Origin of the sequence: Chelativorans sp. ZYF759, from assembly GCF_012911015.1 — a bacterium.
In the GTDB taxonomy this organism is placed as follows: Bacteria; Pseudomonadota; Alphaproteobacteria; order Rhizobiales; family Rhizobiaceae; genus ZYF759.
The window spans coordinates 1-24118 of record NZ_WVVV01000019.1; the positions used below are offsets into that span (position 1 = coordinate 1).

The following is a 24118-nucleotide window of genomic DNA, read 5'->3' on the forward strand; positions in this document are numbered from 1 at the left end:
GCTTCATCCGTCCATCGACGGCGGCGACCAGTGTCGACGACCTCCAGCCGGGACACTTCGTGAGTGTGAGTGTGAGTATGCATATCCATACGCACAATCTCTTGGCCGCCTTCCAACCGCACAAGGCGTCCTACGCCGAAGGGTTACGTGTCAGGATCACGGACAGGCTCTGAAACCTTTACCTCGGGCAGCGTCACCTCGGAGCGGACGTTTTCGGCTTGTCGCCACACCTGCAAAAGTCGTTCCAGGTTCGAACGGCTTCCAGTATAGCCCCGGTTCTTGAGGTCATGGAAAAGATGACGCCCAAGGCGGTTTCCATCCTTCCAGCACTCAGCCAGGAACGCTTCGAAATACAAAGGGGATGTCGGATTCAATGCCGCTCGATTTCTGTCCCTGGGTGCACTTGATGTTAGCCAGTTGGTGACGCTCCGACGCTCAAATCCCGTGCGTCTAGCAATCTCACTGTAGGTGAGACCCTGCTGGCGTAGAGCATGCAGCATCTCGAATATTTCCTGGCGCGACTGCCGATGGGCAAGGCGCGCACGGCGGTGTTGAGCCGTGGTGCTGGCAATGGCGTCTTCTGACAGTATCGGTCTGACGTTGGCATGGCCGCAAAGGCTCATCTGTTCCTTGATAGCCGCCCTGAGATTCTGAACCAGATGAAAGCGATCCGCCACCTGGCGGGCCTGCGGCGCGCCCTCTCGAGAAGCCTGGGCATAGAGACCGCAACGATCTCGACTGACGACCTCAATAGAGGGACGTGCTTGCAGCCATGCTTTCGCGCTCGCAACGCTGCGGTCGTCCAGAATATCAACGACTGCACGACGCTCGAGATCGACCATGATCGTGCCGTATCGTGTGGAGCGACGCCAACTCCAATCATCGATGCCAACGACTCTCACTGCATCCTGAATTGAGACCGAAGCTCTTCGTTTGATCTGGCGAAGGATCGTGTCATCGCTGACAGGCATACCAAGGCGACCCATCAGATGTTCCGCGGGGCGGCCACCCATGCTGTAACCCACCAAGTCTACAATCGCGGCCATCCGAGCGGTACGCCGCGTGTAGGGTGCAGCGATATCAGGCAATCGGTCAGTGAAGGTTCGCCGCTGACATTCCCGGTGTCTGCATTGCCACCGGCTCAGGGTGAGCTGAACGTTCACCACCTGCCCCTGAACCGAAAGGTCTTGAAGAGTGCGCTTGCGCCAACCGTGCCGATGACGACTTCGCATACAGCAATCCGGACACGTTCCGACTGGCTTCGCGACCGCGGAAACGGCCCATTTGCCGTCGTTTTGGAGTGAGATGCCCAGAACATTGACCCCTGGGCCGGGTGACCATTTCGATTTCGTGCGCATCCCCGCAGGTAGCAAATGCGATGCCTACAACCTGTTAACCACACAAAGTGAGGAAGAACCCTTTGAAATGTAAATCGACAATTGCCTTCCGCTCCAGATGATGCGGCCTGATCTTCTCATGCATCATGACGCGCCTCCCTCTCTCCGGGAGAGCGCTCGTCTTCGACGTGATCGAGGATCAGGCTTACCATCAGCGTCGTCACGGATCGACGCGTCTCGACGGGCAGCGTCTGCCATTGCGGCGTCTGCATCGTGTCGGCGTCGTTCGGCTTGGAGAACAGATCGAACTGGTATGTCGTGGGCTTGCGCGGCATGGACATCTCCCCGATTCGCGTCATGAGAGCCCAATGCTGCGCCCATCTCCTGAGATTGCGATGGGGTACGGGTGTCCTGGAGAAGGGTCGCCAGGGTACCAAGCGCAGCAAGATCGACGTGCGGAGCATCCGTGATGCGCCAGCTCGCGCTGACCACCCGGTCGAACATCCACGCCGGAATCTCCAGCCAACGATGCAACGACTGTCCGGAAAGGGTGCAGCGGAAAAACGCTGCATTCTTCTTCTCGATCACCTCGTGGATAGAGACTTGCCGTCCAGTCCAGGGATGCCATGGGTAAAGAAGCTTGCGCTCAAAACCGGTCCCGTGGGCGTTCCGTCGTCGAGTTGTACAACAGCGCTCTACATCACCGATCCCATCACGCTCGAAGGGGTCAGGGCCACGGACGACGTCGACCTGATCGTCGACCTTGCGGGATTTGCCGAGTGGGCAGAACTGCTGGATCAGTTGCGCAAGCGCGGCTTTACTGAATCGGCCGAAGACAACGTCATTTGCCGCATGAAGCTTGGCGAGCTCAAAGTCGACTTCATGCCGGACGATGAAAAGATCCTCGGCTTCAGCAACCGGTCGTATGGCAAGGGTATCGAGACCGCCGTCCAGACGGAACTGGAAGATTCGCTCCCCATTCGCCACCTCACGCCACCATTGTTTGTCGCCACCAAGCTCGAGGCATATCGTGGGCGGGGTGGTGGGGATCTGATCGGCAGCCGGGACGCCGAAGACATTCTCCTACTGGCCGACGGCAGAGAGGCGCTTGTCCAGGAAGTCGCCGAGGCTGAGATCGACATCCGAACCTATATTGCCGAACAGATAACTGATCTGCTCGAGGACCAGAGCTTCGATCACTTCCTCGAGGGCAACATCCGGGGGCCCGCGGGCCGTGCCGACATTGTCTACGAGCGACTATTGGCGCTCACCCGGTCGGGTGCTGACTGAATGCCCTTCGACGTCCGGTGGGATTGCCAGCAGGGCACCAGAACGGCTGACAACCGCGACCATGCCGGCATCGGCATTCGTGGCGATTCATTTCTGGCAATCGTGCTCGACGGGTCGACGCGCGGCGCGACCAGCGAACTGTTTGCTTAGGAATTCGCGCCGTCTCATCGACTCGTTCGTGACCGGAGCGGATGCAACTACGGAGACCCTGACCGAGCAGCTCCGCCTAACGCATGCAGCGCTCGCCCCAGACTTCACGAGCGATTCCGCCAGCTACACTCTTGTTTGCGCGGAAGCGGCTGGATCGGCTCTCCTTCTGCACGCCGGCGATTGCATCGCTGGTCGTGTTAACGCGAAGGCCCGCTTCGGCAGCACACCCGGCAAACGCATCGGGCGCTGATGTGTAGAGGCTGGGCGTTGCCCTTCGGACCGCGCTTTCGGCTGCGCCGGAACCACGCCGAGGGCGCGTTTCCGCCATTCGGCTTCAATCGCTAACGTCAAGACCGGCGGTGATGGCCATTTCGATGATGAAGCCCCCGCTCGGGTGCGCGAGGCATGATGATGACCGGCCACAGTGCCAGCGGCAGGATCAGGACGGTGGCCTCTCCGTTCTCGGCATCGACACCTTACGGCCGGGTTGCGCGCGTGGAATCCTGGATCGCCCGTTGACGAGAACGGTCACGTTGCGCCGGCGGGTGATCGTCTCCGGCATGCCGACGTCGGTGCTACGACGAAGATGAGGATCGGGAGGCGCTCCAGTGCGGCCGTGGACGATGGGCGGGCCTTGCCGTCGAAGGTCGGGGGAGGATTGAAGCGACCGGAGGTTCGCTACCGTTCTCGTGTCTGGCGCGGAGGAGGGGACGGGCCTGGGGTCGAACCTTCTCTGGCGAGTTGCCTCTCCACGCGGATGACGATGCACACAGGTCTGCTTGCACGCGCGCCACCGGCTGCCAGCGGGATATCTTTCCAGGCTGGGCCGACTGGTTGGCATATTTCAGAAACTCCCCAGCAACGTTCCCAGGGTGATCAGCACGATCAGCGCGAGGATCGGGACGGCCACGGCGACGACGGCGACATCAAGATAGGCCTCGCGGTGCGTCAGGCCGCAGATTGCTAGAAGCGTGATGACGGCACCGTTATGGGGCAATGCGTCGAGCCCGCCGGTGGCCACCGCGGTCACCCGGTGCATCAGCTCCGGCGAGATACCCGCGGCCTGGGCCATCTCCAGATAGACGCCGCCGAGCGTGGTGAGCGCGATGCTCATGCCTCCGGACGCCGAGCCGGTCATCCCGGCCAGAAGGTTGACCGAGATCGCCAGCGAGATCAGGGGATTGTCGCCGCCGATCCCGATCACCGAATCACGGATCAGCGCGAAGGCCGACAGCGAGGCGATGACGGAGCCGAACCCGACAAGGCTCGCGGTATTGAAGATCGGCAGCAGCGAGGCGTGGGCCCCGGCATCCAGCGAGGCGGTCAGCCTCGGTAGGCGCGACCAGTTCACGGCGATCATGAGCACGATTGAAATGACCAGCGCGGCGATTATGGACCAGATGCCGCGCACCGCATCGATGGTCACCGAGCCATATTCGGGCGCGGCAAGATAGTCGGTGTCCATGGCCGGGATGACGAGGGCGGTAAAGGTGAGGTTGATGGCGATCACCGTGACGAGCGGCAGTGCCGCCAACATGAGGGCCGGCGGCGCGGCCGGACGCGCCCCGGCCGGGAGTTCGCCAATGTCGAAGCCTTCGCCCGCGGCGCGCTCGCGCAAGGCCCTGTCAGTGCGCCGTTCAGCGTCGGGGTGGTCGCCGTAGCCTTCGGAGGTGGCCCGCGCCCGTCGCTCCAACCACAGTTGGCCAAGCGCAAACATAATCAACGCCGTCAGGATGCCGAGCCCCGGCGCGGCAAAGGGCGACGTGCCGAAATAAGGCATCGGGATCGCGTTCTGGATCGCCGGCGTGCCGGGCAGCGCGGTCATGGTGAAGGTGAAGGCGCCAAGAGCGATGGTGCCCGGTATCAGCCGCTTGGGGAGATTGGCGCGGCGAAAGACTGCTGCAGCGATCGGAAACACGGCGAACGCGACCACGAACAGCGATACCCCGCCATAGGTCATCGCCGCGCATGACAGCACCACCGCCAATATGGCGCGGTCGCTGCCAAGCCTCCGGATCGTGGCGTTGGCCAGAACCTCGGCACTGCCGGTATCCTCCATCAGCTTGCCGAAGATGGCCCCGAGCAGGAAGACCGGGAAGTACTGGACGATGAAATCACCCGTCGCCACCATGAAGATCTGAGTGTAACTGGCAAGCAGCGGCCGTTCAAACGAGGCGAGCACGGTGAGCAGGGCGAGACCCGGCGCCAGGATCAGCAAGGTGACGCCACGGTAAGCGAGATACATGAGCCCGCCGAGCGCAGCAACGACGACCAGGATGCCATACATTTGCGACTACTCCGCTGACCGGTTGGCGCTCGACTTGTTGGGCCTCTGCATCGGCCGCAGCGAGTCGACGAACAGCGCGTCGAGGTCGAACGTGGAGCGCACGCCGAGGTCACCAAAGTTCGCCTCTAGCCAATGGTGCGCCCAACCCCGGCCGCGCTGTTGCAGGTGGCTGAGGAATGTCCATTCGGCGTTGAGCTTGCTGGAGGCGTCCAGGTCCTGCAGCTCCTCATCAGCATGGATCAGATGGACCCGCATGTCGCGGTAGCGTTCCGTCTCAAGCCCCTCCGCCTCAATAAGTTTGTGCAGCAGCTGGATCGCCCGAAGGTCCTTTATGAGGCTGGAATTGAAGCTGATCTCGTTCACCCGGTTGAGGATCTCACGCCCCGTTCGCGGCAGTTTGCTGCGAGTCATAGGATTGATCTGGACGATCACCATGTCACGACAGTCGGTCTCGTCGACTAGGGGGTGAAGCGCTGGATTGCCGATATAGCCACCGTCCCAATAGGCTTCGCCATCGATCTCCACCGCCTGGTACACCGATGGCAGACAGGCCGAGGCCATGATCGTTTCCACCGACAGATGCGGCTGGGTAAAGACGCGCGCCTGGCCGGTGCGCACATTGGTAGCGGTGACAAAGATCTTCGGCATCGCGCAGGCATTGACCCGATCGAAGTCGACCGTGCTGGCTACGAGGTCGCGCAACGGATTGATGTCGAGCGGATTGAGCTCATAGGGAGAGAACTGCCGTGACAGGTTGTCGAAGAATTGGTAGCCGGGCGACTTGTCGAGGTTGAAGTTGCCGGTGAGCCTGTTCCACCAGCTGCGCTGCACCGGCGAAAAGCGCGCTGCAACGCTCACGGCCCGCCAGAAGGCGGCGAGCGCCTCGCGCGCTCCCTCCCGGCCACGCTCTTGAAATCCTTGCGCAAGCACCACGGCATTCATTGCCCCAGCGCTGGTCCCGCTGATGCCGGCGATCTCCAGCCGTTCGTCTTCCAGGATGCGGTCGAGCACACCCCAAGTCAGCGCCCCGTGGGACCCGCCGCCCTGAAGCGCCAGATCGATCGTCTTTTTGGGCTGTTGCTGGACCATATCGCCCTCCACACATGCGCTTCCCGCGTCTACGCCGCGGCACGACTCTCAGGCCGCCATCATGATGCGGATGGCGGCTGCAAACCACCACCCCGCCCAGACAGCGGCGGCGGTCAACAGGAGGCCGGTGGCAACCGCCCAGCCGAACGCCGTCGCCCCTCCGCGAAGGGCCAGGACGATCCGCACACCGGCATTCACGCTGATCGCTGCTGCCAGCGGCACGACCGCCTCGGATGCCGGCAACTGCCCGGCAACAACAAGCGAGGCAAGCGCAACGGCAGCGGATCCCGTGCTCACCAGCCCCGCGAGCGCCGCCGACACCAGGACGGCCTCGCTTCCGAAACGGTCGTTCAGGACAGCGGAGACGACGATGACCGTCGCCACGATCGTCGCAAAGCTCAATGCGCCCTGGACGCTGAAAATCCGGCTGGGAAGTTCGAGCCTATCGGGCTCTGCGCCGCCGCCGCGCGATCCGATGCGTGCAAGCAGGATCCCATAGAGGAAGGCCACGCCCGAAGGGATGATCAGGATCGGGGCTGCAAGTGTGAACATCGAGGGGCTGAGGAACAGCAGTACGATGCCGGTTTGCGCGAGCGACGAAACCGAGGAGAACGTGACACCAGCAGCAGCGGGATAGGCCTCGAACGGCCGATCCTGCACCTTCTTCAACATGGCCGCCACGGTGGCGGTGCTCGACACGAACCCCGAGAGGAAACCGCTCAGCGGCAGCCCCAGCCGTGAACCGAAGACCCGCGTGCAGACGTGGCCGACAGCGCCGATCGCCATGACGAGAATGACGATCACGAACAGGTTTTGCGGATTGATCGCCCCGCCCGGACCCAAGCCTTCGTTGGGCAGGATCGGCAGGATCAGTAGCGCCGAGACGCCGAGGATGAGGCCGTCGCGGATCTCGAAGTCGTTTAGCACCGAGCGACTGAACTCGCGCAGCACTGTGCGCGCGGCCAGGAGCGCCGCGACCAGAACCCCGGATGCCGCCGCGAGGAACGTGTGCTCGATCGACAGTGCGCCCAGCACGACCACGATCAGCAGCGCAAGGCTGGTCGTCAGGCCCGCCTGACGATCCGGCTGAGACAGATGCGTCACCATGCGCAGGCCGCCGATGACGGCGACGGCGACGGCGAGCATCGGCCATCCACCGGCAATCTGACTCAGCGCCCCGGTCAGCGAGGCGAGCGCAAAGGTGCGCACCCCTGCCTGGGCGGGGCCTCCGGTCGTTCCCGCATTCCGCTCGCGTTCGATCCCGATCAAAAGGCCGATGCCCAAGGCCTCGAGCAGCAATAACACTTGAGAGGTTTCCAAGACTATTTTACCATTCTTTGTTGCATCCAACGAACGAATGACCGGACAGTAGGCGGTTTGGCGGCTGCCGTTGCAGTCAGGCCCACCTTGTGCTTTGCGCAGTGCCGTATCGCAACGGATTTCGAGCTATGGCTGAATCTGGGTGACGCGGCTCGGTCACCAGCGAGGCTGGCTTGTCGCTCGCCCGGATCGCGGCCCGGATCTTCGGCGTGGTCGTCCCCTGCTCGTGAAGCGAGATCAGCATTCCCAGCCCTCGTCCGTTTGGTGGGGAAACAGTCCAATGGATTGTCTTCCTTCTTGTCCGCCGCACCCCCCGCAGGATCGATTTTGCCTTGAACAGGGCAATCCAGCGAGAGTCTATGTCCTCATCCGGGATGGAACGCCTGGGGCACCAGTAAGCCCTATCATTCGGCCAACAACTACAGTAAACAAAATCCACGCATCATGATTTGGCGGCCGTGAGCCAGTTAGATGAGATAGTGGGGATTAGAGCATGAAAATGCTTGCGACATCAGTGCGCCTCGTGGCCTTCTCAACGTTCTGGCTAGCGCTGACAGGGGGCGCAATGGATGCGCTGTACTACGGGGCGCCAGCGGTCCTGCTGACAACCTCAATCAGCCTTGCGCTTTACCCGGCGACACAACCGGGGATTCGGCTGTGGTGGGCGGTCCTGTACGTGCCGCACCTCCTGCTCCGCGGCTTCTTAGGTGGTCTGGACGTCGCGCGGCGAGTGCTCGACCCACGTCTGCCCGTCCGGCCCGGCTGGCGCCGGGTGCCGCTCTTGACGAATATCGCTGAGGTGAATGCCGTCCTTGGCGGGGTCGTCAGCGTTCTGCCTGGCTCATTGGCCGCAGGGATCCGCAATGGCGCGTTGGAGGTTCACATGCTTGACACCGAAGATTTCAACCTGCGCAGCCTTCAGGCAGAAGAACGCCGCGTGCTACGCTTGTTTGGTATGCCTGTCGTTACCCCTCGCTACGCAGGAGAAAATCGTGGACGCAGCTGACCATTTCATGGTCGCCGCCGTCGTTCTTCTGCTCACGCTGGCGCTGGCGCTTTTTCGTGCCTGGTTCGGGCCACGGGCGATCGACCACGTAATGGCAGCGCAACTCGTCGCGACCAGCGGGGTCGGCGTGGCGCTGACGCTGGGCGCGGCCAGGGACGACGCTTCGATGCTGGATGCGGCCTTGGTTGGCACAGTGCTGGCCTCGGTGGCAATTCTCGCTTTTGTGCGGGACGGCCAGAGTGATGCGGACGAGCCCGGAGACCCAAAGCCATGACATTGGCCGATTACCTGGTCCCTGCGCTTCTTTACATCGGTGTCTTTTTCTATGCGGCCGGATCGTTGGGGCTGCTCAGGTTTCAAGATGCCGAGTTAAGGCTGCACGCGCTTACCAAGGCCGACAACGTCGGTCTGGGCTTCGTGGCGCTTGCCGCCGCGTTGCACTGGGGTTCGGTGGCTGTCGCTTTCAAGATCGCCGCCGTCTGGCTGTTCGCGCTCATGGCCGCCGGAGCGACCGCACAACTGATGGCGCGCCGCGCGAAGACTGCGGCCGAGCGGGGCACGGACCGATGACGCTGGCATTCGACCTCATCCTCTGCCTGATGATCGTCGGTACTGCAGCCGCAGCGCTTCTCACGCACAACGCGCTGGCGGCAATCGTTTTTTTCATCGTTTTCGGCAATCTGCTCGGACTGGCATGGCTGGCTATGAACGCAGTCAATGTCGCCATGGCAGAGATCGCCATCGGCGCGGGCATCACCGGAGTTTTGCTGATACTGACGCGGCAACGGCTGATGGCGCTTGGTGACGATCTGGTCAGCGCCGAGACGCCCGGCTGGCTACGTGCCGGCGCGGTGTTGGCCTGCACTGGTTTGACGGCGCTGGTTGGGTCCGCGGTCCTGAGTGTCGCGCCCGCAGACGACTTGGGCGGGCCAATCGCCGCGCTGCTGCCGGAGCTTGGCATCGAGAACCCGGTGACTGGCGTGCTTCTGGCCTTCCGGGCCTATGACACATTGCTGGAAACATTCGTCCTGCTGGGCGCGCTTGTCGCAGTCTGGTCGCTCGCCCCGGGAAATGCATGGCCGCGCCCGCCCGCGTCACTGAACCTGGCGGAAAGCGGGGGGGGAAGCGTCGCTCAGGCCTTCGGACGGTTGCTCTTGCCCTTGGCGCTGGTGATGGCGGCCTATCTGGTCTGGGCCGGGTCGGACTTTCCGGGTGGAGCGTTTCAGGCCGGAACCGTGCTTGCCGGCGGTCTGATCATCGCCGCGATCGGCGGAGCGGTCGCATGGCCGCGGGCCGACAACAGCATTCTCCGCGCGGTGCTTGTGCTTGGCCCGGGGGTCTTTCTCATCATCGGCCTGGCGGGAATCGCACTGGGCCGATTCCTGTTCTATCCGCCAGGCTTCGCGAAGGCCATGATCGTCGCGATCGAGTACAGCCTTGCGCTGTCGATCGGCGCGACCCTCGCGCTGCTACTGGCGGGTCGGTCGGTAGCGCCGGATCATAGGAGCTGACTACTGCATGCCAACGTTAATGCATCTTTACCCGCTAACAGGGGCGGCATTGGTGGGGCTCGGCCTCTACGGCATCGTGACCCTGCGTCATCCGTTGCGTCAGCTTCTGGCCGTCAATGTGGTTGGTGCCGGTATCTTCCTGATCCTCGGTGGACTCGGGCGCGGCACCGCTTCGACCGATCCGTTCCCGCAGGCGCTGGTCATCACCGGCATCGTCGTCGCGGTGGCGCTCACCGCTTTCGGTGCTGCGTTGGTTGTGCGCGTGGCCGAGGAGGAGCGGGCACGAGATGACACCGCGGCGGTCGAAGCGACCGGCGACAGTGCATGAGCCCGCTTGACTTGCTTGTCGCAGTGCCCCTCGCTCTGATGATCGCGGCGGTGCTGCTTGGGAGCCGGGGACGCTTATTGCTACTGGCGGCAATTCCGGTCATGGCGGGTCTGACGGTGTGGCTGCTGCTACTGCCAGAGGGTACCGCCCATATAGTGGGTGACTGGAACCTGCCGCTGGGAATCCTGTTGCGTGCGGATGGGGTGGCACAGCTTTTGGTGGCAGCCACGTCAGCCTGCGCTTCGATCATTGGACTGTACGCGCTGCGCGAATTCGCGCCCGGGCCGAGCGGGTCGGAGACCGCCCACGGCTATGCCTTCTGGCCGCTCTTCTACCTGTTGTGGGGCGGAGCAAATGCTGGATTCCTGACCACCGATCTCTTCAATCTTTATGTCGCGCTGGAAATGGTCAGCCTTGCCGCGGTGGCGATGGCGGCGATGGGCTCGCTGCGCGCCGCGCTGCAGTACTTCGTGGTCGCGCTGGTCGGATCGCTGGCCTACCTGCTAGGCGTCGCGCTTCTGTTTGCCAATTACGCGACAGTGGACATCACACTGCTGGCCGGGACAGCGAGGCCGGACCTTGCGACCAAGGTCGCACTGGCGGTGATGACGGCGGGACTGCTGATCAAGGCGGCGGTCTTTCCGCTGCACGGCTGGCTGCCGCCAGCCCATGCCGCAGCACCCGCACCCGCCAGCGCCCTGCTCTCCGCGATTGTCGTCAAGGTAGGATTCGTGATCCTGCTGCGCCTTTGGTTCGAGGCCTTCCCGGCCATCGTAGCCCCTGCGGCACTCGATGTGCTTGGCTGGCTCGGTGCGCTGGCGGTACTTTACGGCTCGATCCAGGCGATCCGGCAGGAAACCCTGAAAGCCCTCGTGGCCTATTCGACCGTGGCGCAGATCGGCTATCTGCTGCTGGCTTTTCCGCTTGTCGTGACAGCGGCAGGGTCCGACCGGGCTTGGGCCGGAATGACAATCCATGCGATAGCCCACATGCTTGCGAAGGCTGCGATGTTCCTCGCGGCCGGGCTTATGCTCAAGGCGGTGAACGGCCACCGCTTGGAGGACCTTAGTGGCCTTGTGCGGGTAATGCCGCTGACGGTGGCTGCCTTCGGGCTGGCCGCGATATCATTGATGGGCCTGCCGCCCTCGGCCGGCTTCATAGCGAAGTTCCTCCTGCTCGAGGCTGCGCTGGAGCAAGGCGCCGTGTTCCAGGCCGCCATCCTGCTCGTTGGCGGGTTGATGGCCGCAGTCTACCTGTTCAATCCGCTATCCAGGACCTTCGCCGGCAGAGACACACCGGTTACCGAGGCAAAGGACACGTTGCAAACCGCCGCTCCGCTGGCGCTGGGGCTTCTGGCAGTGTCGCTGGGGTTCGCCGGACAAGCGATGGTCGATATCTCTGCAGGGGTGTCCCAGGCAGGGCCTCCGGCGGCTGCGGTTGGGGAGGTCCCGTGAACAGTCTTTTACCCCTGCTGCTGGTCTCGCTGACAATCGTTCCGGCGCTGATCAGCTTTGCCCTGCCGGACCGCCTCGCGGTCTGGCGCGACGCGATCAACATCGGCTTCGCCCTGAGCAAGCTGGCGCTCGTGGGCGCCTTGCTGCTGGCAGCACGCGAGGGCACGATCACGGAATGGCGCTACGAATTCCTGCCGGGACACGAATTCATCCTCCGGCCGGATTCACTTTCATTGCTGTTTGTCACTCTCTCTGCCTTCCTGTGGCTGATAACCACCGTCTATGCGATCGCCTATTTCAAGCGCGGACCGCACTTGGGGCGCTTCTTCGGATTCTTCAACCTCTGTGTCCTATCGGCGACCGGAGTGGCCATTTCTGGCACGGCGATCACCTTCTTCCTCTTCTATGAACTCCTGACCTTGGCGACGTGGCCGCTGGTCGTCCACAAGGGTGACGAGAAGTCCCTCCGCGCGGGGCGCATCTACCTGATCTATACGCTGGCAGGCAGCGCCGCCTTTCTGGCGGGCATCGTCTGGCTGAAGTCGCTCGTCGGCACGATCGAGTTCACGGCACCGCCTGATCTGACCGGGATCCCGCGGCTGGAACTCACGCTGATCTTCATCCTTTGCATCGGCGGGCTCGGCGTGAAGGCGGCGCTCATCCCGTTCCACGTATGGTTGCCCGAGGCGATGGCCGCGCCCGCTCCGGTGAGCGCGCTGCTCCACGCCGTGGCCGTGGTCAAGGCCGGCGCGTTCGGGATCCTGAGGATGATCTACGACGTTTACGGAATCGATACGGTATCGGAGCTTGGCCTCGGCACGCCGCTTGCCTTGTGGGCCGGAGCGACCATCCTCTATGGCTCGTTCCGCGCCGTGATGCAGACCGACATCAAGAAGCGGCTGGCCTATTCGACGGTCAGCCAGGTCAGCTACATCATTCTCGGGGCCAGCCTGATCGGCCCCTTCGCGATCATCGGCGGGCTGGTGCATCTGGTGCATCAGGGGATCATGAAGATCACTCTTTTCATGTGCGCAGGGGCGCTGGACAACCGGATGGGGATCAAGTTGGTGGCGGATCTCGACGGTGCCGGGCGGGCGATGCCGGTGACAATGGCAGCCTTCAGCATCGGCGCGCTCGGCATGATCGGCATTCCGCCGACCGCAGGTTTCATCTCGAAATGGTACCTGGGGATGGGAGGGCTGCAGTCCGAGGCGAGTTGGGTCATCGCCGTTCTGGCGGGATCGTCACTTCTGAATGCGCTCTACTTCCTGCCGCTGCTCTACCGCGCCTGGCTGCTTCCGCCATCGAAGGAGCTGGCGCCGGTACGCGAACTGGACGGCGCATGGAACAGGATGCTGGTCCTCCCCGCCGCGGTGACCGCCCTGATAACATTGGCGGCCGGAGCCTTTGCGACTTTTCCGTTCAGCCCGCTGAGATGGGCCGAGCTGATCGCCGAGAGTGGCTATCTGAAATGACAATCGCACCCAGCCTTCTTCTGTTGGTCGTGATCCTCTGGCCACTCTTTCTCGCCTTTCTGTGCCTGCTGCCGAAGCTGGGGCCGAGGATGCTTTTGGCGCTGCCGCTTGGGCCGCTCCCGGCACTCGCCGCCGTGTTCCTGGCGCCGCGAGACCAGACCCTGAGCGTGCCTGGGGTACTGCTCGATGGCGGACTCCGACTGACCGAAACGGGGGTGCTGTTTCTGGGCGGCGCCGCGCTGCTGTGGTTCTGGGCTGGGGTTTATGCCCTGCGGTACATGCGCGGCGATTCCCGCGCGCAAACCTTTGCCCTGTTCTGGATGCTGGTACTCGCTGGAAACCTGGGTGTGTTTCTGGCAGCGGATCTGGCGACCTTCTACGTGTCCTTCGCGCTGGTGTCGCTGGCCGCCTATCCGCTTGTGATCCACGATCGCAAACCCGCGTCGATGAGGGCCGGCGTGGTCTACATCATCCTTGCAGTTGTCGGCGAAACCGCGCTGCTGGCCGGTTTCATGATGATCGCCCATGCGGCAGGGGGAACGATCCTCATAGAGGGGGTTCGCGACAGGCTCGCCGACCCGGGGGCCGACCCGCTGGTGCTGTGGTTGCTGATTGCGGGTTTCGGCATCAAGGCGGGATTGGTCCCGCTGCATGTCTGGCTTCCGGTGGCACATCCGGCGGCGCCGGTCCCGGCCTCGGCGGTGCTGTCTGGCGCCATCGTGAAGGCGGGCATCTTCGGGCTGGTCACATTTCTGCCTTGGGGCAGCGCCTGGCCGATCAGTGGAACGCTGCTGGCTCTTGCGGGGTTCGGCGGGCTCTTCACGGCGGCGCTCTACGGGGCGATGCAGGGCAATCCAAAGACGGTGCTGGCCTATTCAACAGTCAGCCAGATGGGGCTTCTGATGGGCGTGATGGGCGCGGCGCTGGCGGCGGGCCTGCCGGCGGCTTCGGTTCTGCCGGCGGTAGCGCTTTATGCGCTGCATCACGGGCTGGCCAAGGGGGCGCTGTTCCTGGGCGTCGGCGTGGTCGGCAAGGCTCGGGGCGTGGCGCGGGGCTTGGTGATCGCGGCACTGGCAATGGCCGCCTTGTCGGTGGCCGGGTTGCCGCTAACCGCCGGCGCGCTTGTGAAATCGGCGATCAAGGGTCCCGCAGGCGACTTTGGCGCGACGTTAATCGGCCTCTCGGCGCTGACCTCAGGGCTGTTGCTGGTGCGCTACTTTTTCACCCTTCCCGCGCCTGCAAAATCTAGCGGCCCGCCCGGTCTCATGGTCGTGCCGCTGGTAGCGCTGTCAGCCGCCGCGCTTGGCCTGCCGTGGTCACTCTATGCCCGGGCAACGGGCAATGCGCCCTACGAGGCGATTGACCTGTTGGCGCTCGGCATCAGCGCCTGGCCCCTTGGGCTCGCGGCAGTTCTCGTCATCGCCGCGTTGGGAACCGGACTGCGCGCCCCGTCGCTGGCCGAAGGCGACCTGCTCGGCCCGGCAGCCCGGCTCAGCGCGAGGGCAGCCGCCGTTGCCCGGGCAGCCGCATTGGCGGGCCGATCGGAGAGGCCGGGCGAAAACGGGCAGCTCTTGGCGGAGATCGCCGAGGGGCTTGAGCGTCTGGAACGGCTGATCAACGATCGTGCGGCCACGTCGGCCGCCGTTATACTGATTGCGCTGGGCCTGTTCGCTGCGCTTACCTGACGGCGCCGCGTGCGAAACTAGTCAGCGATCGCCGTTCAGCGGAGATGTCCACCAGCCCACCGAGTCTTTGGCAGCAGCAAGTAGTTTGCTTTTAGTTTCGTATTGTCAGGCTTTTTCTGCCAGACGCTTTTTGCAACGTCCTCAAGTCACTCGCGTCGACCGAGGAACTGCAGCAGGAACATGAACATGTTGATGAAGTCGAGGTATAGGCGCAGCGCGCCCATGATTGCCGACTTCTGCAGCCACTCCTGGTCGCCTTGGGCGGCATGCGCAACGTATTCGTTCTTGATTGCCTGAGTGTCGTAGGCGGTGAGTGCGGCAAAGATGAGGACGCCGATGATCGAGATCGCGAACATCATCGCCGGCGACTGCAGGAAGATGTTGATGACCATGGCCACGATCAGACCGATCACACCCATCATCAGGAACGTGCCGAGACCGGACAGATCCTTTTTGGTCGTGTAGCCGTAAAGGCTGAGCCCGGCGAAGGCGACGGCGGTCACAAGGAAGGTCTGCGCGATTGAGACGCCGGTGAAGACGGCGAAAATCCAGCTGATCGACAGGCCCATGACCGCGGCAAAGCTGTAGAACACCAGCTGGGCGGTCGCGGCCGACATCCGGTTGATCATGCCGGCAAAAGCAAACACCATGATCAGCGGCGCGAACATCACCGCCCAGCCGAGGATGTTCGGCTGCATCGTCACCGGGTCGCGGAAGATCGCCATTAAAGACGGGGCGGTGCCCACAGCCCAAGCGACGCCGCCGGTAAGCAGCATGGCGACAGACATCAACCCGTAGACCCTGTTCATGTGGGCGCGCAGGCCTTGGTCTACCTCGGCTGTCCGGACGCCAACCGTGTTGCGGCTGCGAACGGATTCATACTGTGCCATACAAAGGTTCCAATTCGTCCAAATGCGGCAGATCCAAAACGAACCGCCCGCTGCATGAGATATGCTCTGCAGGTAGGGTCTTTACAAGCAAGGTGTAGCGCGACAATCTGAGTGAGAAGCGCGCGTCAATCTGGATGAGAATCCGGTGGCGCGGCGGTGGTGATGATTGCGGGGTTGTTTGCCGCGCGCAAGTCCTTCCTCTCGGTTTGATTGTCGCGGAGCGTCAATCGGTGGCGATGTTGGCGGGTGTGGCGAATGAGGCGGGTCGACCCGGCCCCTTCCTCTTGACCGCCTCGCGCCGCCGGAAGCTTTCGACATTCATCTCGAAGATGGTGGCGKGGTGGACGAGGCGATCCACTGCTGCGAGCGTCATGGCGGGATCGGGGAATATCTTCTCCCAGGCGCCGAATGGCTGATTGGCCGTGATGAGCATGGAGCGTTGCTCGTAGCGGGCGCTGATGAGCTCGAACAACACGCTGGTCTCAGCCTGATCCTTGGTGACGTATGCGAGATCGTCGAGGATGAGCAGATGGAACTTGTCGAGCTTGGCGAGCGCGCTCTCCAGCAGCAGGTCGCGACGCGCCTGCTGCAGCTTCTGAACGAGGTCGGTGGTGCGGGTGAACAGCACCCGGTATCCGCTCTCGATGAGTGCGAGCCCGATGGCGGAGGCGAGATGGCTCTTGCCGCCACCGGGCGGGCCGAACAGCAGGAGGTTTGCGCCTTTCTCGAGCCAGCTGTCGCCGGCGACGATYGCCATGACCTGAGCCTTGGAGATCATCGGCACGGCGTCGAACTCAAAGGTGTCGAGCGTCTTTCCCGGCAGCAGGCGGGCTTCGGCGAGATGGCGCTCGATGCGGCGGCGGTCTCGCTCTGCCAGTTCGTGTTCGACCAGCGCGGCAAGGAAGCGCGCGGCGGGCCAGCCTTCCTTGTCCGCCTGCTCGGCGAACTGCGGCCACATCATCTTGGTGGCGGGCAGACGCAGCTCGTTGAGCAGCAGGCTGAGCCTGGCGGCATCGATCATCTTGTCCTTCATGCCGCGTCTCCCCTGGCTGCGGTGTCGATCAGGGCTTCGTAGGCCTTGAGCGATGCGAGATGGACGACGACGTTGGGCAGCGCCGCGGGGTCGGGTGCAAAGCGCGCCCGCAGGATGGTCATGTCGGGCAGCTGCCGGGCCTCGAGGCATGCTGAGAGATGTGCGGCCAGTTCGCTCTCGCAGCTTCGCTCATGGGCAAGGCCCAAAAGCTCGACCATGATGCGGCAGGCTTGGCGCTCAGCCAGCCGCTCGAGAAGGAGTTCGAAGGTTCGCCGATATGCCTCTCGTGGAAACAGCTGGTCGCGATAGACGAGGTTCAGAAGCGCCATCGGCTTGCGCCGCAGGGAATGGATCACATGACGGTAATTGACGACCTGGTCATGTTTGCCTGATGAGGAGGCTCGGCCGCGTGGCAGTGTCATGAGATGCGTGCCGCCAATGAAGACGTCCAGCCGATCATCGTGAAGCCGCACGCGCAGGCGATGGCCGATCAGGCGCGAAGGAACGGTGTAGAACACCTTGCGCAGCGTGAARCCGCCGGCCGAGGTCACGCGCACGGCGACCTCTTCGTAATCGGCGGTGCGCCGGGCTGGCAGCTCCTTGAGATCGGCACGCTCGATATCGATGCGCTTGGCGTTGCGCGCGTTYATGCGGCTGACGATCTCGTCGACGAAGCGGCGGTAAAGGCCCAGATCGTCGAACTCGCGTGAGCCCCGCATCAGCAGCGCGTCCTCGATCGCCCGCTTGAGATGACCGTGCGGGCCTTCGATGGCGCCGTTCTCATGGGCAACGCCTGCATTGTTGCGCGTCGGCCTCATGCCATAGTGCCCGCACAGTTCGCCGTAGCGGCGYGTCAGGTCCTCGCGCGCGTCACTGTCGAGATTGCGGAAGGCTGCCGACAGGCTGTCCGAGCGATGTTCGCGGGGAACCCCCGAGCAACCACAGGGCATTCTGCAAGCCTTCCGCCAGGGCCAYGAAACTCTCGCCGCCGAGCACGACATGGGCATGCTCAAAGCCGGAATAGGCGAGGCGAAAGTGATAAAGCCGATGATCGAGCGGCGCACCGGCGATGGTGACGCCGCTGGCGTTCATGTCGGTGAAGTCCGACAGGCCGAGGCGGCCGGGTTCGTGGGTCTGCCGGAAGATCACCTCTTGCTCTTCGCCGTGAATGGCCCGCCATGATCGAATGCGACGTTCCAGTGTCCGGCGAATGCCCCCAATTGGGGATGCCGCCGCATCATCTCCTCGAAGATCGCCACTGGCCTGATACCTGGCGCGGCCTTGAGCAGCGGCACGATCTCGGCGTCGAAAATGCTCTCGAGCGGATCGGGTCGGCGACGGCCACGAACCGGCTTCTTCTGGGACGGCAACCGTGGATCCTTCTCGATCCGATATGCGGTCGCCACGCTGATCGACGCCTTCGCGGCGGCGACGGCTGTCGAATGGGTCTGTCGGAACTTCATGTAGAGCCTCATCTGGTGATCGGTTAGGTGGCGGCCAGGCACGAGGCGGTTCCTCCGAATCGGAAAAACCACCGGCATACCCGGCCGGCCACGAGCACCAGAAAGACCCTCAAAACGGGCCGCCGCCGCTGGACGGAAACTCCGGTCGGGCTACGCCCTCCCTGCGTTCCCATCCAGCGGCGTTCTCACCTTGATTGACGCTGCCCTCTCACGTTGATCGTCGCGCTGCACCCGCCGCGTAAACGCCGGGCCTGGTGGTGCGCATTCGCTCATCGACCACAATGCCGCCATTGGCGGCCAGAGTGACCCCCGCCTCGCCTAGGCCGAGATCCTTCGTATTTGGCGACCGCCCGGTGGTAACGAGAACCTGCTCGGCGCCGATCGTCTGCTCCTCGCCGTCTATGGCGATCGCAAGCTCCACACCGTCATCCGTCCGCACGATTCCGCGATAGGCAAGGCCGATCTTTATGGCGATACCCTCATCCTGGAGATAGCCAGTGAGTGCCGCCGAGACTTCCAACTCGGCTTCAGGCAGCAGGCGGCGGCGGGTCACGAGGGTCACAGCCGCCCCGGCGCGCGCGAACATTTGCGCCAGTTCACAGCCGATATAGCCGCCGCCGATCACCATCAGCGAGCGCGGCAATGCTTCGAGTTCAAGCGCCGTGGTGCTCGTCAGATAGGGAATACCGGCCATGCGGGCAAGCGGCGAGACGGCAATCGCGGACAAGACGCTGGCAGCGGCCAGAGCCAACGCACTCGCACCGATGATGATGGATCGTTTCATGTCGACTTCTCCTAATAGAACAGTGGCGCTCACCAGTTGATCGTCAGCGCAAACATGACCAGCAGGGTTGCCAGCCAGAGAGCGGCCTTGGTGATGCGGGCGGATTCCGGCTTTGCGCAATAGGTGCCATCCACACAGGCCGGCCTCGCCTTGAAATAGACCTGCCGGAAACCAAGCCCGATGAAGACGAGCGCAATGCTGGCAAAAATGGGCCTGTAGGGTTCGAGCGCCGTTAGGATGCTGATCCCGGCTCCGGATATGCCTACCGTCAAAAGCACGAGCGGCGCGATGCAGCAGGCTGAGGCGAGGAGTGCCCCGATCACACCTCCAGCCGCGAAGAGATTCTTCTTGCGATCCTCCGATACAGCCGCCGCGATAGGCGGTGCTGTTTTGATATCGGCATTGCTCATGCGCTCGACCCTCGAATTTCGCTCAAAAGCAGGCTACAGTCTGTAGTGGCTACAGGCTCAATCGGTTTCGAACCAATGGCAGATCACGTTTCCGGGAAATGGTTGCAGCGTGCTGAACTTGCCCAGGTCACGGGCTGCAATCTCGAAACCATCCGATACTATGAGAAGATCGGCACGATGCCTCATCCGCCGCGCACCGCCTCAGGCTATCGCATCTATGACGACGGCCATGTCTACCGGCTGCGCTTCATTTTGCGCGTCCGTGAGCTTGGCTTTGCCATCGAACAGATCCGTGGCCTGCTCCAACTCGTCGACGGTAGCACCCAAACCTGCGCCGAGGTGAAGGAGCGGACCGAACGGCATCTGGCCGATGTGCGCGCCAAGATCGCCGACCTGCGCCGGATCGAAAAGGTGTTGGCGGCGACTGCTGCGCAATGTTCGGGCGACGAGGTTCCGGAATGCCCGCTTCTGGACGCGTTGGCTTCTTGAATTCGGTCGTGGGAACGCCGAGCCCAAACTATTGAACAGACCCTGCGTCTTTGGTGCCAACTTTCTGATTTGCGATTTCAAGAAATGCGTCGAGCAATGCCCTGCGAGGCGAAGGAGAGAGCGTCTCCGATTGCTCCTGATCGAGCTGTTCCAGTGCGGCCAGCATGAATTCTGCGATGTCTGGCCGATTCTGTCGGCACGCACATTTGAACGCGCGGAGAATTTCCCGCTCCAGTTCCTTGGTGTTCGGGTTCATGGTTGGCACCTCCCGGTCAAACGCAACTGTGCGCTTTCCAGCGGCTGCAAGGTCCAATCACAATTTCGTTCAACCCGAGGGCCTCCTCCAATCCAGACTAACGACCTACAGGCGGTCGCCTCCATATTCACGTTGTCGTGATTGTTCGATGCATTTATCGAGCCATGGCGCTCAGCCAGAGCGTTCTTCCTCCAACGGAAGGCCAGCGGCCCTCCACTCGGGCAGGCCGTCTTCGAGCCGCCTAACCTTGAATCCACGTTTGCGCAGCGTGGCTACGGCTTCGAAGGAGAGCACGCACCACGGGCCGCGACAGTAGGCAACGATCTCCGTCACGGGATCGAGATCGACTAGCCGGTTTTCCAGTTCTGCCAGCGGTATGTTGACGGCACCCGGCAGATGGGCTGTGGCGAACTCGTCCGGCGGGCGCACATCGAGTACGGTGACCGTGCCTTCACGGGTGCGTGCCAACAGTTCTTCACGGCTGACCGGCTCCAACGCATCGCGCTCAGCGAAATATGCCGCAACGATGCGGTCCACCTCGGCAAGGTTCCTTTCCGCCACCTTCCGGAATGCCGTAAAGGCCTCGACCACGCTGTCATCCGACACACGATAGATGACGAACTTGCCGTCCCGCCGAGCCGCAACGAGCCCTCCCCGGCGCATGATCTGCAAGTGTTGAGAGGTCGTCGCCACAGTCAGTTTCGCCTTTTGCGCCAGCGCTTCGACACTGCACGCACCCTGTCCGAGCTGTTCCAGAATCTCCAGCCTGTCGGGATGCCCCAGGGTCCTCGCGACGAGGGCGAACTGTTCGAGCAGCGCACGCTTGGGGCTCTCACTTGACATCAAGGCAAATCCATCATTAGTTCATTCAACGGCATTAAAGAATGATGCCATGGACTGCAGAAGTCAATCCTCGGAACTGCATCAACGGGGAGCCATATGATGATATTGCGCCAGTTTCTCCATACCGAACCCGTTGCCGCATCCTACCTGTTCGGCTGCGGCGGCAAGTCGGCAGGCGCGGTCGTTGATCCGGTGGGCCACATCGCGCCCTATCTGAAAGCAGCCGAAGCGACCGAGATGCGGATACTCTACGTAATCGACACGCATCTCCATGCCGACCACATCTCCAGCGGCCGCGAACTGGCCCAGGCGACTGGAGGCGAGTACGTGATGTTCGCGGACGCGGACGCCGACCTCCCGTTCAAGAAGGTTCGTCAAGGCGACGTGTTGCAACTCGGCAATGTCGAGGCGGAGATCCTGCACACACCCGGTCACACGCCGGAGCACATATCGCTGGTGGTGACCGACCGCACCCGTTCACAGGAGCCCTGGTTCATTCTGACCGGGCACACCCTCATGGTCGGCGATCTCGGGCGCACCGAGCTTGCCACAAGCGCGGAGGACGGCGCGCGCGCTCTGTTTCGCAGCGCGCAGGCCCTGAAGACATTGCCCGACCATCTGGAAATCCTGCCGGGCGCCTTCTCCGGGTCGGTCTGCGGACGCGGCCTGAGCGGCAAGCCGACATCGACCATCGGCTTCGAGAAGCGAAACAACAAGGCGCTGGGCATCGATGACGAAAACGCCTTTGTGCGCGCCATGACGGCCGACATTCCGCCGCCGCCGCCCGAAGCAGCAAGGATTCGCGCAATCAATTCCGGAAGGGCGGCGGAACAGGCATGAGCAGCGGCGGCGATTTCAGGGGGCCTTCGGATGCCGCTCTCTCTCACGGCATCCGAGAGAACCTCGAACAGTTCACGCATCAGCTCATCCAGGTCCTGCTTGTGGGCTTTGCCATTGGCATGATGCGCACAGTGGTCCCAGCGCTCGCCGAGGAAGAGTTCGGCGTGGCGCGCGGTTCCTTCATGCTGCTGACCGCCTTCGTGGTCGCCTTCGGCGTCGTCAAGGGAGTGCTCAACTTCGTCGCGGGCCGGCTGTCGGAAAGGATCGGACGAAAGCAGGTGCTCCTTCTGGGATGGATTTCGGCGATCCCGATTCCCTTCATGATCTATTTCGCGACGAGCTGGAGCTGGATCGTCGCGGCCACGGTCCTTCTGGGCGTCAATCAGGGCCTTGCCTGGTCGATGACGCAGACCGCCAAACTCGACATTACCCGTCCCGATCAGCGTGGGCTCACGCTGGGCTGAACGAGTTCTCCGGCTATGTCGGCGTAGCGCTGGCGGGTTTGATCACGGCCTACGCGGCTGCTCTGATTGGACCGCGAGAGGGGTTGCTCGTCTTCGGCATCGTGACAATCGGCCTGGCGCTGGTGCTCACTCAGATCTGGGTGCGCGACACGCTGCCATGGGCACAGCTGGAAGCGGAGAATCACCGGAAGCCGCAGGCCGTCGGTGCCCTGCGACCGCGTTATGCGAAGGCTGGAGAGGCCCCCGGCACCTGGGAGGTCTTCGCGCTCATGTCCTGGCGCGATCGGCGGCTGGCAGCGATCAGCCAGGCCGGACTGGTTGAAAAGTTCGTTGATGCGCTGGTCTGGGTCATGTTTCCCGTTTTCCTGTATTCGAAAGGGGTGAGCCTGCCCAATATCGGCTGGGTGGTCGGTGTCTATGGCTTTGTCTGGGGCGGTTCGCAGCTTTTCACGGGGCGGCTGTCGGATCACGTCGGGCGGTTCTGGCCGAACGTTCTGGGCATGTGGATCTGCGGTGCGGGTACGGTATTGACCATGCTCGGCGAAGGCCTGCTTTGGTGGTCGTTCTCGGCCGGCGTGGCTGGCTTTGGCATGGCTCTGCTGTATCCGAACCTGTCGGCTGCCGTGGCTGACATAACGCCGCCCGCCTGGCGCGGATCGGCAATCGGCATCTACCGCTTCTGGCGCGACCTCGGATACGGGATCGGCGCTCTGGGGCTGGGAATCGCGGCGCATTTCACCGGCATGCTCGAGGCCGCCTTCTGGTTCGTCGCCATCTCCATGTTCCTCTCCGGCGCGCTGCTGTTTTTCTGGAGCGAGGAGACGCATCCGAGGCTCAACCCGCAACAGGCGCTTCATGCGGCTTTGGAGCAGAGCACACATAGGCGAGAGGGCTCGAGCCTGGATTGATTGGATTTGAGTTTGGGTTGTCGTCAAAGGTCCCAAGAGGCACCCTGGCTTGGAGAGTGCCTCTTGATCCCATGGATGAAGTCATCGCGGATTTCGGGCTGTCGCCGTCCAGGAGCTGGAACCGAGCACGATGCCTTCCGAGGTCTCATGGCGGGCCAGCTCCTGCTTGAGCGCGTCAACGATCTCGCCGCGCCGCTGCTCGGCGAGTTCCCCGGCTTCCCGGAAGACTTCGCCCGCCGGCCCGATGGCCAGTTGGAATTCGACCGCCTCATCTGGATCGCGGCCCACCAGTAGCGGCGCGTCGATGCGCTCGAACTCGATGCCCTCGTAGCCGGCGATCTCGAGCTGCTTGATGACGACGCCGGAATCGGCCATCGAGAAAGGACCCGGCCCGCAGGAACGGGCATCCTCGGCCGGCGGGGGCAGGAACTCCGCGATGATCGACTTCGGCAGGCCAAGCCACGGATTGTCGGCGATGTCGCGCCACACGATCATCGTCATGGTGCCGCCCGGCTTCAGCGCTGTGCGCATGTTGCGCAAAGCCGCCACGGGGCTCTCGAAGAACTGCGTGCCGAAGCGCGAGAAGCAGAAGTCGAATTCGGGCCGGAAGGGATAGGTCTGAACATCGGCATCGAAGAATTCGACATTCGTGACGCCGTTGGCCGCGGCATCGCGCCGGCCGTATTCGAGAAAGGCATCGCAGCAGTCGATGCCGAGCACATGGCCTTCGGTGTCGCTTGCCACTTAAACGCAAGAATGCGCCGGCTTGGGTCGAACGAAGCACTTAATTTGAGAATTTCGACGAG

Annotated in this window: 25 protein-coding genes and 2 pseudogenes; 14 read left to right on the plus strand and 13 right to left on the minus strand. The window is 62.9% G+C overall.

Annotated features, from left to right (window positions below; all coding sequences use genetic code 11):
- Positions 1–146 precede the first annotated feature (146 nt).
- Both GRZ55_RS20540 and GRZ55_RS20545 read right to left on the minus strand, forming a co-directional pair.
- Positions 147–1358, minus strand: a pseudogene (locus GRZ55_RS20540) (ISL3 family transposase); the annotation flags it as partial.
- Between the two features lie 116 nt (positions 1359–1474).
- Entirely contained in the window at positions 1475–1672 is a 198-nt protein-coding gene (locus tag GRZ55_RS20545; RefSeq protein ID WP_169288837.1) for a hypothetical protein, read from the minus strand.
- A gap of 286 nt (positions 1673–1958) precedes the next feature.
- Here GRZ55_RS20545 and GRZ55_RS23250 point away from each other — a divergent pair, with 286 nt between their 5' ends.
- Together GRZ55_RS23250 and GRZ55_RS20555 are read left to right on the plus strand one after the other, a co-directional pair.
- Complete coding sequence (locus GRZ55_RS23250; RefSeq protein WP_246734914.1) at positions 1959–2627, plus strand: hypothetical protein; 669 nt, start codon at positions 1959–1961, stop codon at positions 2625–2627.
- The gene (locus tag GRZ55_RS20555; RefSeq protein ID WP_169288838.1) at positions 2628–2777 is read left to right on the plus strand and encodes a hypothetical protein; all 150 of its coding nucleotides are present in this window, start codon (positions 2628–2630) and stop codon (positions 2775–2777) included.
- 844 nt (positions 2778–3621) lie between these two features.
- Here the strand turns inward: GRZ55_RS20555 and GRZ55_RS20560 are convergent.
- From GRZ55_RS20560 to GRZ55_RS20570, 3 genes are read right to left on the minus strand one after another with little or no spacing between them, the layout of a single operon-like run.
- On the minus strand, positions 3622–5064 hold the full coding sequence (locus GRZ55_RS20560) for a GntP family permease (protein ID WP_130990764.1): 1443 nt from the start codon (positions 5062–5064) through the stop codon (positions 3622–3624).
- Between the two features lie 6 nt (positions 5065–5070).
- Positions 5071–6153, minus strand: a complete 1083-nt coding sequence (locus tag GRZ55_RS20565) for a patatin-like phospholipase family protein (RefSeq protein WP_169288839.1) — start codon at positions 6151–6153, stop codon at positions 5071–5073.
- A 48-nt stretch (positions 6154–6201) separates the two neighbouring features.
- Positions 6202–7452, minus strand: coding sequence for a DUF4010 domain-containing protein (locus GRZ55_RS20570; RefSeq protein ID WP_169288840.1), 1251 nt, complete (start codon positions 7450–7452; stop codon positions 6202–6204).
- A gap of 514 nt (positions 7453–7966) precedes the next feature.
- Here GRZ55_RS20570 and GRZ55_RS20575 point away from each other — a divergent pair.
- Genes GRZ55_RS20575 through GRZ55_RS20610 form a run of 8 tightly spaced genes read left to right on the plus strand, consistent with a single transcriptional unit; the run spans position 7967 to position 14932 of the window.
- Positions 7967–8479: a Na+/H+ antiporter subunit E gene (locus GRZ55_RS20575; protein ID WP_088411786.1), complete on the plus strand. Its 513-nt coding sequence runs from the start codon at positions 7967–7969 to the stop codon at positions 8477–8479.
- The gene (locus GRZ55_RS20580) at positions 8466–8753 is read left to right on the plus strand and encodes a monovalent cation/H+ antiporter complex subunit F (protein WP_198398661.1); all 288 of its coding nucleotides are present in this window, start codon (positions 8466–8468) and stop codon (positions 8751–8753) included. Before GRZ55_RS20575 ends, GRZ55_RS20580 begins: the two co-directional genes overlap by 14 nt.
- The gene (locus GRZ55_RS20585) at positions 8750–9049 is read left to right on the plus strand and encodes a monovalent cation/H(+) antiporter subunit G (protein WP_088411788.1); all 300 of its coding nucleotides are present in this window, start codon (positions 8750–8752) and stop codon (positions 9047–9049) included. Before GRZ55_RS20580 ends, GRZ55_RS20585 begins: the two co-directional genes overlap by 4 nt.
- The gene (locus GRZ55_RS20590) at positions 9046–9990 is read left to right on the plus strand and encodes an MnhB domain-containing protein (RefSeq protein WP_088411790.1); all 945 of its coding nucleotides are present in this window, start codon (positions 9046–9048) and stop codon (positions 9988–9990) included. The genes GRZ55_RS20585 and GRZ55_RS20590 overlap by 4 nt, the downstream gene beginning before the upstream one ends.
- 7 nt (positions 9991–9997) lie before the next feature.
- Complete coding sequence (locus tag GRZ55_RS20595; protein WP_088411792.1) at positions 9998–10318, plus strand: NADH-quinone oxidoreductase subunit K; 321 nt, start codon at positions 9998–10000, stop codon at positions 10316–10318.
- Positions 10315–11772: a complex I subunit 5 family protein gene (locus tag GRZ55_RS20600; RefSeq protein WP_089389411.1), complete on the plus strand. Its 1458-nt coding sequence runs from the start codon at positions 10315–10317 to the stop codon at positions 11770–11772. The genes GRZ55_RS20595 and GRZ55_RS20600 overlap by 4 nt, the downstream gene beginning before the upstream one ends.
- Positions 11769–13247 carry a complex I subunit 5 family protein gene (locus GRZ55_RS20605; RefSeq protein WP_088411796.1) on the plus strand — a complete coding sequence of 493 codons (1479 nt, stop codon included), beginning with the start codon at positions 11769–11771 and terminating at the stop codon, positions 13245–13247. The genes GRZ55_RS20600 and GRZ55_RS20605 overlap by 4 nt, the downstream gene beginning before the upstream one ends.
- Positions 13244–14932 (plus strand): complex I subunit 5 family protein, encoded by a 1689-nt coding sequence (locus GRZ55_RS20610; protein ID WP_169288841.1) that lies wholly within the window; start codon positions 13244–13246, stop codon positions 14930–14932. Before GRZ55_RS20605 ends, GRZ55_RS20610 begins: the two co-directional genes overlap by 4 nt.
- A gap of 146 nt (positions 14933–15078) precedes the next feature.
- On the opposite strand, the gene GRZ55_RS20615 is transcribed toward GRZ55_RS20610, so the two are convergent.
- The 5 genes and pseudogenes from GRZ55_RS20615 to GRZ55_RS20635 form a co-directional block, all read right to left on the minus strand.
- Positions 15079–15822: a Bax inhibitor-1/YccA family protein gene (locus GRZ55_RS20615; protein WP_169288842.1), complete on the minus strand. Its 744-nt coding sequence runs from the start codon at positions 15820–15822 to the stop codon at positions 15079–15081.
- A gap of 223 nt (positions 15823–16045) precedes the next feature.
- Positions 16046–16855, minus strand: coding sequence for an IS21-like element helper ATPase IstB (gene istB / locus GRZ55_RS20620; RefSeq protein WP_169288843.1), 810 nt, complete (start codon positions 16853–16855; stop codon positions 16046–16048).
- A pseudogene (istA, locus tag GRZ55_RS20625) lies at positions 16852–18330 on the minus strand (IS21 family transposase). Before istA ends, istB begins: the two are co-directional and overlap by 4 nt.
- Before the next feature lie 196 nt (positions 18331–18526).
- The gene (locus GRZ55_RS20630; RefSeq protein WP_169288844.1) at positions 18527–19102 is read right to left on the minus strand and encodes an FAD-dependent oxidoreductase; all 576 of its coding nucleotides are present in this window, start codon (positions 19100–19102) and stop codon (positions 18527–18529) included.
- A 29-nt stretch (positions 19103–19131) separates the two neighbouring features.
- Positions 19132–19512, minus strand: coding sequence for a mercuric transporter MerT family protein (locus tag GRZ55_RS20635; RefSeq protein WP_169288845.1), 381 nt, complete (start codon positions 19510–19512; stop codon positions 19132–19134).
- Positions 19513–19587: 75 nt separating this feature from the next.
- Between GRZ55_RS20635 and GRZ55_RS20640 the strand changes: the two genes are divergently transcribed.
- Positions 19588–20001 (plus strand): helix-turn-helix domain-containing protein, encoded by a 414-nt coding sequence (locus tag GRZ55_RS20640; protein WP_169288846.1) that lies wholly within the window; start codon positions 19588–19590, stop codon positions 19999–20001.
- 28 nt (positions 20002–20029) lie between these two features.
- Here the strand turns inward: GRZ55_RS20640 and GRZ55_RS20645 are convergent, their stop codons facing one another.
- Both GRZ55_RS20645 and GRZ55_RS20650 read right to left on the minus strand, forming a co-directional pair.
- Positions 20030–20257, minus strand: a complete 228-nt coding sequence (locus GRZ55_RS20645; RefSeq protein WP_169288847.1) for a hypothetical protein — start codon at positions 20255–20257, stop codon at positions 20030–20032.
- A 171-nt stretch (positions 20258–20428) separates the two neighbouring features.
- Positions 20429–21100 carry a metalloregulator ArsR/SmtB family transcription factor gene (locus tag GRZ55_RS20650; protein WP_169288848.1) on the minus strand — a complete coding sequence of 224 codons (672 nt, stop codon included), beginning with the start codon at positions 21098–21100 and terminating at the stop codon, positions 20429–20431.
- Between the two features lie 96 nt (positions 21101–21196).
- Here GRZ55_RS20650 and GRZ55_RS20655 point away from each other — a divergent pair, with 96 nt between their 5' ends.
- From GRZ55_RS20655 to GRZ55_RS23260, 3 genes are all read left to right on the plus strand, one after another.
- On the plus strand, positions 21197–21940 hold the full coding sequence (locus tag GRZ55_RS20655; protein ID WP_246734907.1) for an MBL fold metallo-hydrolase: 744 nt from the start codon (positions 21197–21199) through the stop codon (positions 21938–21940).
- Positions 21937–22404 carry an MFS transporter gene (locus GRZ55_RS23255; RefSeq protein WP_210257452.1) on the plus strand — a complete coding sequence of 156 codons (468 nt, stop codon included), beginning with the start codon at positions 21937–21939 and terminating at the stop codon, positions 22402–22404. Before GRZ55_RS20655 ends, GRZ55_RS23255 begins: the two co-directional genes overlap by 4 nt.
- A gap of 83 nt (positions 22405–22487) precedes the next feature.
- A complete protein-coding gene (locus tag GRZ55_RS23260; RefSeq protein ID WP_210257453.1) occupies positions 22488–23312 on the plus strand; it encodes an MFS transporter in 825 nt (274 codons plus the stop codon).
- Between the two features lie 81 nt (positions 23313–23393).
- On the opposite strand, the gene GRZ55_RS20665 is transcribed toward GRZ55_RS23260, so the two are convergent.
- Entirely contained in the window at positions 23394–24056 is a 663-nt protein-coding gene (locus GRZ55_RS20665; RefSeq protein ID WP_169288849.1) for a class I SAM-dependent methyltransferase, read from the minus strand.
- Between the last annotated feature and the right edge of the window lie 62 nt (positions 24057–24118).